At 31.4% G+C, this 10,598-nt stretch carries 8 protein-coding genes; 1 reads left to right on the forward strand and 7 read right to left on the reverse strand.

Annotated features, from left to right (window positions below; translation table 11 throughout):
• From WBQ70_RS13325 to WBQ70_RS13340, 4 genes are all read right to left on the reverse strand, one after another.
• On the reverse strand, nt 1–205 hold a 205-nt coding region (locus WBQ70_RS13325), incomplete at its 3' end, for a hypothetical protein (protein WP_423915058.1).
• A gap of 195 nt (nt 206–400) precedes the next feature.
• Nucleotides 401–1,873 (reverse strand): RagB/SusD family nutrient uptake outer membrane protein, encoded by a 1,473-nt coding sequence (locus tag WBQ70_RS13330; protein WP_423915060.1) that lies wholly within the window; start codon nt 1,871–1,873, stop codon nt 401–403.
• Nucleotides 1,874–1,885: 12 nt separating this feature from the next.
• Complete coding sequence (locus WBQ70_RS13335) at nt 1,886–5,239, reverse strand: TonB-dependent receptor (protein WP_423915062.1); 3,354 nt, start codon at nt 5,237–5,239, stop codon at nt 1,886–1,888.
• A gap of 80 nt (nt 5,240–5,319) precedes the next feature.
• Nucleotides 5,320–6,474 (reverse strand): FecR family protein, encoded by a 1,155-nt coding sequence (locus WBQ70_RS13340; protein ID WP_423915064.1) that lies wholly within the window; start codon nt 6,472–6,474, stop codon nt 5,320–5,322.
• 192 nt (nt 6,475–6,666) lie between these two features.
• On the opposite strand from WBQ70_RS13340, the gene WBQ70_RS13345 reads away from it, so the two are divergent.
• A complete protein-coding gene (locus WBQ70_RS13345) occupies nt 6,667–7,404 on the forward strand; it encodes a hypothetical protein (RefSeq protein WP_423915066.1) in 738 nt (245 codons plus the stop codon).
• Between the two features lie 2 nt (nt 7,405–7,406).
• Here the strand turns inward: WBQ70_RS13345 and WBQ70_RS13350 are convergent, their stop codons facing one another.
• The 3 genes from WBQ70_RS13350 to WBQ70_RS13360 all read right to left on the reverse strand — a co-directional run bounded on the left by WBQ70_RS13350 (nt 7,407) and on the right by WBQ70_RS13360 (nt 10,205).
• Nucleotides 7,407–7,937, reverse strand: coding sequence for a sigma-70 family RNA polymerase sigma factor (locus tag WBQ70_RS13350; RefSeq protein ID WP_423915067.1), 531 nt, complete (start codon nt 7,935–7,937; stop codon nt 7,407–7,409).
• A 203-nt stretch (nt 7,938–8,140) separates the two neighbouring features.
• Nucleotides 8,141–8,668, reverse strand: a complete 528-nt coding sequence (locus WBQ70_RS13355) for a hypothetical protein (protein WP_423915069.1) — start codon at nt 8,666–8,668, stop codon at nt 8,141–8,143.
• A gap of 157 nt (nt 8,669–8,825) precedes the next feature.
• Nucleotides 8,826–10,205 carry a T9SS type A sorting domain-containing protein gene (locus WBQ70_RS13360; protein ID WP_423915070.1) on the reverse strand — a complete coding sequence of 460 codons (1,380 nt, stop codon included), beginning with the start codon at nt 10,203–10,205 and terminating at the stop codon, nt 8,826–8,828.
• Nucleotides 10,206–10,598 lie beyond the last annotated feature (393 nt).

Genomic DNA, 10,598 nt, shown 5'->3' on the forward strand with positions numbered 1-10,598 from the left:
GATTTGCTTGATTAAAAGCTATTTGAAAACCATAACCTCCATTGTATTTAGAAAGTGTGTTTCGCTCAAATGTAGGTATCGTAGCCGCAAAAGCTTCCCATTCAGTAGAAAACTCATTTTCAAAACCGCTTTTAAAAACTTGAGTTTGCCCTAGCATTAATACTGGCAGTAAGAACAGGAGAAAAAAGGGTATTTTATATTTCATAACTTCTAATTCTTTAAATTATTTTTTTTTACACAAATATACTATCCTAAAATCTAAAAAATAGAAACATATGTTTATTAAACTACTACAAATGCTTTTTAAAAATTATAATACATAATTGAATACAAAATCCCAATAAAAAAAGGCTTAATCAATTAAGATTAAGCCTTTTCCAACTAACTAAACAACCACTATTTAATAATTATTTTGAGTTAAAATATTTTTTGATAATTGTACCTGAGAAATGGGTATTGGCATTATTTCATTTTTATTTTCAATGAAACCAAGAGGCCCAAGAATCGTTTTAGCTCTTCCTGTACGAATCAAATCTTGAAAGCGCAATCCTTCGCCAGCTAATTCTACCCTTCTTTCATGATAAATCGCATCACGCAAAGCATCTCCACTTAATAAGGCTGGCAAATCAGGCACTACAGTAATAGGTTGCGTTCCTCTAGCACGTTTTCGTACTTTATTAACGTAAATAACAGCTGTACCTGGATCATTTTTGTAAATTGCTTCGGCATACATTAAATAAGCGTCTGACAGTCGAATGACACGGATATTATTAGCACTATTCCCATTTCCTCCCGTAGTTGGTTTAGAATAATTACTATAAGGAGCCCAAGAATACTTTTTGTTATACCATTCTGTTCCATATCCTCCAGCTACATTATAGAAAGAAGCTGCAAATCGTGGATCATTAGGCTCAAATTCGTTTCGTAAACTAGGCTGTATTTGCCCAAAACCAATACCTCCCTTGCTTCTAGGTGTCATCATATTAGGCATATGCGTTCCTAAAAAGTTAGCATTTGAAGACATATTAATTTCAAAAATAGAACCTGAATTCCATTCTCCTTCTTGTCTAAAAATAGTACTAAAATCAGCCAAAACATACGGCATTAAAAATAATTGCTCTCCGTAAGTTTTAACCTGATCCATTTTATTTTGGTACAAAGAAACACGCATCATCAAACCTAAAGCGGCTCCTTTGTCAGCATGGCCTAAAAAAGTTGTGGGTTTTGTAAATCGAGAAGGTAAGTCTAAAATAGCAGCTTTTAGATCATTCTCAATAAAAGCATAGGTCGCTTCTTTAGTTGCACGTGGGGTATCATATTCTCCTTGTTCTAAAACTTTATCAATCAAAGGCACACCACCAAAAGTATAGACCATATAGTAATAATAATAAGCACGTAAAAAATGCGCCTCGGCTAAAATTTCTTTTTTCCTGTTAGCATCTGTAAAAACGATATCAGGTACTTTATTTAGAACTAAATTAGCATACAAAATACCCTTGTAGTTCACTTTCCAAATTGCTTCGACAGCTGTATTTGAAGTCGTAAGGCTATAGGTTTCTTTATCAAATAACTGAGGCCCATCATTAGATCTTGCTCCTCCTTTTAATAAGTCATCAGTTCCTATATCACCAAATAATAAACTACAGGATGTTGAGGCTAAAAAGTTTTCTCTACCATACATTTCTCTCATTGGAGAATAAGCGGCTGTTAATCCCTGCTCAGCATCAGTAGGTGTTTTATAAAAGCTAGCTACTTCAGGTGTTCCATAAACACCAACATCCAAATAATCTTTATCACACGATACCAGAGTAGTTGCCATCACTAATACTGAAAAAAGGATACTACTTTCTTTTATTTTTTTATATAATTTCATCTTTAGTATTTATTAAAAATTAACATCTAATCCTAGGGAAATCGTTCTTGTAGATGGATACCTACCTCTATCTATACCCAAATCTAATGGACTATTCATTGTATCGTCAATACCTACTTCAGGATCCAAACCATCATACTTTGTAAACGTTAACAAGTTTTGAGCAGCAACGTAGATTCGGAAATTAGTAAGAGCTATTTTCTCTATAATAGATTTTGGCAATGTATATCCTATTTGAATATTTTTCAATCGCAAATAAGAACCATCTTTAACATAACGACTTGACTGTTGTGTATTTATTCCATTATTATCAAAAGTAGCTCTAGGCAATGTATTTGAGGTACCTTCACCTGTCCATCTATTTAACATATTAGTACTTAGATTCGTTCCTAAATCACTCTCTAAATAATACAAACTGGCATTGAAAATTTGATTCCCTTGACTTCCTTGAAAAAAGGCTGAAAAATCAAACTGTTTATAAGTTGCATCTAGGTTAAATCCATAAGTGAATTTAGGAAAAGGAGAACCTATATAGGTTCTGTCTTTATCATCTAGAACGCCATCTTCATTAATATCTTTGTATTTTGCATCTCCTGGTTTTGTATTTGCAAATACAGCACTATCATCTACTTCTTTTTGATTTTGAAATACACCAATCATTTCATACCCATAAAAAGAAGCTAAAGGATGTCCTTCTTCGGTTCTTCCTATATTGTTGAAACCTTGAGCAGGACCAGATTGAATAATACTTCCTTCCCCTGATAATTTGGTTACATTATTCTGTATGAAAGAGATATTTCCGCCAACATTAAATGAAAAGTCTTTGATTACTTTTCTATAACTTGCAGTAAATTCAATCCCTTTATTCTCAATATTCCCCGCATTAGTATAAGGATTATTCTGGTAACCACCAGTTAGTAATATAGGAGTAGCCATTAACATATCTGAAGTGTTTTTGATAAAATAATCAGCCGTAAGGGTAACTGAATTATTAAACAATCCTAAATCTATCCCTAGATTTTTAGTTACTGTCGTTTCCCATTTTAAGTCGGCATTACCTGGTATTAAAGGAGCAACACCTGTAGCTGTTGTTTCATCACCTCCAAACATATAATTTGTACCAATATTAAGCGTGCTATAAGTTGCCGAATTAGGGATGTTTTGATTTCCTGTTTCTCCCCATCCTACACGAAACTTAAGTTGGCTAATTTCATCAATATGAAAAAAGTTTTCTTGATGTAAATTCCACGCTGCGGCAACTGACGGGAATTTTGCCCATCTATTATTGGCTCCAAATCGAGAAGAACCATCAATTCTATAAGTTCCCGTCAATAAATAACGATCATCATAATTATAATTTAATCTTCCAAAATAAGATAACAATTTAGATTCTGAAATATCTCCATCATTTTTAGAAGTCGAAATATCCCCTGAACCTAAAGTAGGATTTGATACACTTTGAGGTATTCCCGTTCTTTGTGTATTAACATTATTAGATGTTAAATCTTGAATTTCATGTCCTAAAAGAGCCGTAATAGTATGTTTTTTTGCTACTGACTTAGTATAGTTTAATGTATTAGATAATATCATTACTCTATTTTCAGAACGATTTAAAATATACGAACTTGAAGCTGAATTATAAGTAGGAACTACAAAAAATGCTGGTGTAAAATTATCAACTTTTGTATTGTTTATTTGGAGACCAAAATTAGACTTAAAGGAAAGTCCTTTTAAAAGATCAGCTTCAACGAATGCATTTCCTAAGAAGCTTTCTTTAATTTGAGGAGCTTGTCCAAATTTCACCAATCCCTTTGGATTAATTGCCGTAGAATATTGAGGAACACCATAAGTACCATCAGTATTAAATATAGGACTTACAGGATCAATTAAGTACCCCACAAACGCTGTCCTATTCCAAGGATTTTGTCCAAATTCGGGAACAGATACTGTTTTAGCATTGGAATATTGAAGGTTGTGACCAAATTTAATTTTAGACGTTAACTGATACGTATTATTAACTCTGAAATTAGTGCGTTTATATGATGATTCTTCAATAATCCCTGTTTGGTCAATATAACCGAAAGAAACATAGTAAGTGGACTTATCACTTCCACCAGATATTGCTACTTGATGACTCTGTTGAATACCCGTTTTATAAACCGCATCTTTCCAGTTGTATGATGGCAAACCTGAAGGATTTAATAAAGCTGGATCGAGTGGCTTACCGTCATTAGCTTTTCCTTCATTATAAAGTGTTGCCCATTGTTCTGCATTTAATATGTCTAAGTTATCAATACGTTCTTGAATCCCAGAATAGGTACTGTACGAAATGGTCGTTTTATTTTTTGATCCCCCGTTTGTTGTAATTAATATAACTCCATTAGCTCCTCTTGAACCATAAATAGCTGTAGCCGAAGCATCTTTTAAAACCTCAACTGATTTAGCATCAGCCATATTAATACTTGATATGTCATTAATAGGCACACCATCAACTACATATAAAGGATCTGAATTATTTACAGTACCTGTACCACGAATACGCACCGTAGGTGTTGCTCCTGGTTTTCCTGAACCTTTAGAAACAGTAACTCCAGCTGCCCTTCCTTGAATGGCTTGCGCAATAGAGGTATTTTGTGTTTTATTCATATCTTCGGTACTTACTGAAGATAATGAACCTGTAACATCTGATTTTTTTACAGTACCGTATCCTATTACGACCACCTCATCCAAGGTTGCCGCATCATTTTGAAGGGATACGTTTATAGTCGTTTTACCTGCAATTTGTACTTCGGCAGATTTTAAACCTAAATAGGAAAACACTAACGTTGTAGCAGTATTAGGAACTGCTATAACATAATTTCCATCAAAATTTGTTGTAGTGCCAATGGTTGTTCCCTTTACTAATACATTAGCTCCTGGTATTGGCATCCCATCAGCATCTTTTACGATACCTTTAATGGTAATTTGTTGTGCTACTTTATTTTCAACTACAACCTCACTCACCTCATTATTCTCTTTTAAAATAATTTGCTTATTTTTCACTTTGTAAGTGATATTAGAATCTAAAAATATTTTATTCAAAATATCTTTAAGTTCTTCATTTTTTGCTGTAACTGAAATTATTCTATCTCCATTAATCTCTTCAGTATTAAATAAAAATTTATACTTGGTATCTTTTTCTATTTTTTCTAAAACGGTTGTTATGCTTACATTATTTAAATCAAACGAAAGCTTTACGTTTTGTGAATAGGTTTTTGCATGGGTCGTAAATACTGCAACTAACAATAATAAAATGGTTAATAACAGGGTTAAATTTATTCGGAATAAAAATGACGAAGAGTGTCTTTGTCTAATCGTTTTTCTCATAAAATAATGGTTTTTTTTTATAGTTATTTTTTTATAGTTAAATCAACTGTAACTCATTTTTTTTACATTGGCATATTTTTTTAAGGTTTATTAATAGTGATGGTTTTATCTTTAATTTTAAATTTGAAAGTTTTACTCTCTGCAAATGAATTCAGCACTTCTTCAATGGTTTCCACATCAAATGTGGCTGTAAACAATTCTTTATTCAGTGCTTGATAATTGTTATTAATTTTCACGTTATAATGACGTTCTAATTTTTTGATAATATTTTCAAATTTTTGATTTTTGAAAACTATCCTACCATCAATCCAACTTGTATAAATATCCGTATCAACTTGTTTTCTATTAACTGCATTTGCCTTTACACCCCAATTTACTTGATCTCCTGGCACTAATCTAAGTACTTCCTTGTGTATATCATTTATAGCGCTTATACTTACGGAGCCTTCTTCTAAAACGGTACTAATGAAAGCATCTTCAGGATAAGCTGATACATTAAATTTGGTTCCCAAAACGGTAACATTCATTTGAGAAGTCTCAACTACAAAAGGATGTTTTTTATCTTTAGTTACTTCAAAGAAACCTTCTCCTATTATATGTACTTGGCGTTTATGTCCGTTTAAAAATTTGATAGGGAAACGAAATGTAGATCCTGAATTAAGATGGACAAGTGTACCATCAGAAAGAGTGACTTCAAACTTTTTTCCATAAGGAACGGTCAATGTGTTGTAAATTAATTTATCAACATATTTGATCCCTCTAAAATCTAATCTGCTAGCACTTTTAGCTCCTAAAATTTTTCCATTTATATCTTTAATACCATATATATTATCCGAAGACAACACTTGGACATCTCCATTATCTGACTGTAAAGTGATTTCGTTAGTTGGCAATACCGTGGTGTTTTTTGGTAATAAATAAGCATCTACTGCATATCCTAAAAACAATGCCCCAACAAAAACGGCTGCATATCTTAAAAAACGGTTGATGAAAATTTGCTTTTGATTGCGCTTGGTTTCTTTTTCATATTTACGAATAACATTTTTCCAAGCTAACTCCGTATTTACTGTTGCTAATGCAGCAACAACTTCTTTCTTGTTTTTGAGTTGTTCTAACTCTATATAAAAACCGCTATTCTTTTCTGATTCTTGAATCCAAGCATCAAAAAACTGTTCTTCCTCTTTAGAAAGTACATGATGATGCAGTTTTTTTATAATTAAATCTATTATTTCCATAAGTGGCAACTTAATTCAAATGAGTAGTGTTTACTATAAGACCCTAAACATTAAAATCGGGTAGTGTCATTTTTATTTTTTTTAAAAAAAATTATTTTCATTAAAAATCAGGGCATTCCTTTTAAACTAAAATCATTTACAATGGTCTTATAAAACAAGTACTTTTATTCTTTACTTTTAAAAATTCTACTGATGAACTATTTCTCTCTATTCTTAGTAAGCTCCTTAGTTAGTTTACATGCTCAAGACAAAAAAATTAGTTTATTGACATCAAAAGCCAAACTTATTTTTGAAGATAACTTTAACCGAGAAGAGAAAAATGATGCACTAGAAGATCTAGGGCTAGGATGGCAAACCAACAGTAAAGCAAGAGCTAGCGGTCACAAACAAGCCGATTTAAGAGAAGGCGTTCTATTTATCGAAAAGTATAAAAATGCCGATCATAGTACCTCTATTTTACACGCAGCTCCTTTTGATGATGGAATTGTGAAAGTAAAATTCAATATGCACAGCAGTAAAGGATTCAAACTCAATTTTAATGACCCAAAAGCAAAAGAGTTGTCGCATGCAGGACATATTGCTCAAGTAAGTGTTACTCCCCTAGAAATTAGTGTAATGGATCAGTTGACAGGTATTTTTAGTATGGCTATTTATGAAAAAAGAAAAGCAGGGATGGACAAAAACGAAACTCAAGCGTTAATAAAAGACAAAACACAAAACTATCCCGTACAATTATCCCTAAATCAATGGTATGAAATAACCATACTTTTTGAAAAAGAAACACTGTCCGTATGGATTGATGATAAATTTATGGGAGCTTTCAAATCAACTGGTTTTGATCATAGCGTAAAGGAAAACATTGCCTTTTCATTAGCTTCAGCTTCGGCTTCTTTTGATGATTTAAAAATTTGGTCTTTGGATAAAAATTAAGACTATTTCCAAAATATTTTAAACATCAATAGCACTAAAACACTAATTTCAACCATTTCTAATCGCATTTTTTTATAGGCTGTTTTAATATGGTATTTGACAGTATTGATTGAAATATCCATAGAATCAGCTACAAATTGGTATTTTTCGCCCTCCATTACACATCTCATAAAAATATTCTTTGAGGGTTGTGGCAATTGTTCTAGGGCTTTATGTAGCATTGCTGTTCTTTCTTCAACAACTGAACTATCATCAAGTGATGAAGAAAATACGAACTCATTTTCACTTAAAGAGATGAATTTTTGTTGTTTTTTTAATTTCTTCAAACAACTATTTTTGATGGCAACAATGATATAAGACTTTAAACTTGAAATTTCATCAAGTTGTTTTCTTACCAAAATTTTAGCGCAAACATCTTGAACCACTTCTTCGGATTCTTCTTTATTTTTTAAATAGGAATAGGATAAAAAACACCATTCTTTGTAGTGCAATAAAAAAAGATTTTCTAATTGTACATGAATAGTAGTATTCATTATTTACATTTTTCACACAAAGAATTTAACCCTTTATAACTCTATACCAAAACTATTCATTAACAATTTAAATACTTTGAACAAATGATTTTGTTGGTGCAACAAATGATTTTTTATAAAAAAAGTGAATAAAAAGACTATTGTATTACTAACAATTGTCTTTTTATCCACCCTATAAATAATCTTACGATTCTATTTTTAAATTATTTTTTCACAAGTTTAATATCATCTATATAAAAAGTTCCTTCTCCACCTAGTTTAACATTTGCAGGAATAGAAATAAAAAATTTCTTAGGTTGATAATCAATAATTATGTCTTTACTAATTTGGACCCACTGCTCTCTGGCTAGTGTATTAATTTCCCAAATAGAAGATATCCAATCACCAGGTTCACCTGAAACTGGTTTAGAAAAATTAATCCTAAAACTTTTTCCATTAAATTTTCTATTAATCCATATTTTGAATGACATAGTATATTTACCCGGAGCAAAACCATTTTTATCTGTAAAATGACCTTGGAAATTTTCCCCTATAGAAGAAAGCGTAGCACAAGAGTATTTAAAGCTATAGCGACCAGAAGCGGCTTTTTCACTAGTAATACTTAAAACTTCAGGCGAATTTGTCCATAAGGCTTTTTCACCATTTTCAAAATCAATTATAGTTTCTTGAGCTGCTAGTTTCAAGAATATACTACTTAATAATACCATTCCAAATAATAATCTTTGTTTCATTTTAGTTTGTTTTAGTTAATTAATATAAATTCAAAATAAATAAAATACCTACTTCCTAAAGTATTTCTAAATAATTTAAATGTATCAGAGCGTATATTTTAATAAAAAAAACGCTTAAACGGAAGCCTAAGCGTTTTTTACTAAATAAAAATAAACCTTATTTTTTTATAATCTTATCTTGATATAATTGACCATCCTTAGATATTTTTACTAAGTACAATCCTGAAGCCAAATCTGAAACGGAAACTAAATTCGTTTCTTTTGCTGTTTTTACAATTGCTCCTAAAGTATTGTAAATTTCAACAAGGCTTCCTTCTGGTGCAGTTATATTCAACACATCCGTAGTGGGATTTGGATAAATTGAAACACCTTCTAAAGTATTTTGTTTTACTGCTAATGCAGGAGCAGTCACTGTAGCAGTCATTTGATCAAAATACACCACATTACCTGTTTTTAAATTGGTAGTAACTCCTGGAGTAGCATCATACCCTAAATTGAACCAAAGTGTAGCTTTATCAAAATTAGCTGGTGCTGTAAGATCAAAAGTTAATTCTTCCCAATCACCCATTAAGTTAGTTGTGGTTAACGTGACGATAGGTTGCTCGGTTGTAACAGCTACAGTATTTTCAAGTTTGACTCTACATCCTACTGTTGTAGGGATTTCACCTACTGGTTGTGTAAGATGTCTGTTTGTTTTAACCCACATTTTAACTTGAATTGTAGTACCTGCCAATTGCATAGTACCATACGTTTTCGAGTAATTTGAAAATGCCCAAAAGTTGGCATCAGCATCTGCTGTATAAGTATATTTTAAACTATTTTGACCATCATGCGCTGCCTCACTAGACAAAGATCTTGAAGCAAAAGTCCCTTGAGCATTAGTATTAAATGGAAGAGTACTACTAATATCATCAAAACTAGGGTTTATTATAAACTCACTATAAGTATTAGTAGCAGGCATTGAAGTTAAAAATTCAATTGAATCAACATAAAAGTCACCTTCAACAGGAGAAGCTACATAAGCTTGTCTTACTCCAATCCATAGATACTGTAAATCTCCTGTCCATAAGGTATAAGAAGACATATCTATATAAGTTGTAACATATCCATTTGTATTGACACCTGGATCAGCAGTTAAAACATTTAAGTTGATATCTGAATTCGTATTATCTTTAATGGCATTACCAGCACCATTTAATCCACCTATTCTAAATGAATTTGCTTTGGTACCATTTTTATATCTTAATTTAATAAATTTATGCGTCGTGGCGTTAACACCTATTGGAGTACTTCCTGCTAATTTAAATCCAAAATTTGCATTATTATCTCCTCTAACCATCTTTAAAGCCCCATCAGTAGTTCCACTTTCAGCTGGATTCGCATACGAAACAATAGAGGTACCGAAACCAGTAGCCCATCCGTTAAGACTTCCTGAGAATGTTTCCTTATTACCAGTAATTTGTGCAGACAACTGTATACTGCTTAAGCTAATAACTATTAGTAATGTTATCGCCTTTTTAAGTAAATGTTTTTTCATAATAGTGGTTTTTTTTTAATTAATAATATTTCAAAGTTACTTTCAAGCTAAGGAAAAAGTGTTTTTCTAAGTAAATTATATGTATCTCTCAGTAAAAAACCCCGTAAACACTGAAGAATTCCCGCCAAAATTTTCAGTATTACCACAAAAAATACTCTGTAAACTATTGCCATTTAAATAAAATTCCAATATTAAACTGCATTAAAGAGTCCTGTTTTTGATAATTTTATTTTTTTTAACATATAAATTACTAATAAAAATGATGTATATATTCAAGTTTCAACCTTAATTAGGTCCCAATTTTTAGTAAAAGGCATAACTATTTTCTACTTTTGGTATACTAAAAAAAATAGATTTTAAACTATTTACACTTATATTAATCAATTATTATCT

This window comes from Flavobacterium sp. (assembly GCF_049590715.1).
Lineage (GTDB): Bacteria > Bacteroidota > Bacteroidia > Flavobacteriales > Flavobacteriaceae > Flavobacterium.

Coding starts and splice junctions, on each gene's coding strand:
- WBQ70_RS13330 (WP_423915060.1), bottom strand. CDS start 1,873: ATGAAATTATATAAAAAAATAAAAGAAAGTAGTATCCTTTTTTCAGTA.
- WBQ70_RS13335 (WP_423915062.1), bottom strand. CDS start 5,239: ATGAGAAAAACGATTAGACAAAGACACTCTTCGTCATTTTTATTCCGA.
- WBQ70_RS13340 (WP_423915064.1), bottom strand. CDS start 6,474: ATGGAAATAATAGATTTAATTATAAAAAAACTGCATCATCATGTACTT.
- WBQ70_RS13345 (WP_423915066.1), top strand. CDS start 6,667: ATGAACTATTTCTCTCTATTCTTAGTAAGCTCCTTAGTTAGTTTACAT.
- WBQ70_RS13350 (WP_423915067.1), bottom strand. CDS start 7,937: ATGAATACTACTATTCATGTACAATTAGAAAATCTTTTTTTATTGCAC.
- WBQ70_RS13355 (WP_423915069.1), bottom strand. CDS start 8,668: ATGAAACAAAGATTATTATTTGGAATGGTATTATTAAGTAGTATATTC.
- WBQ70_RS13360 (WP_423915070.1), bottom strand. CDS start 10,205: ATGAAAAAACATTTACTTAAAAAGGCGATAACATTACTAATAGTTATT.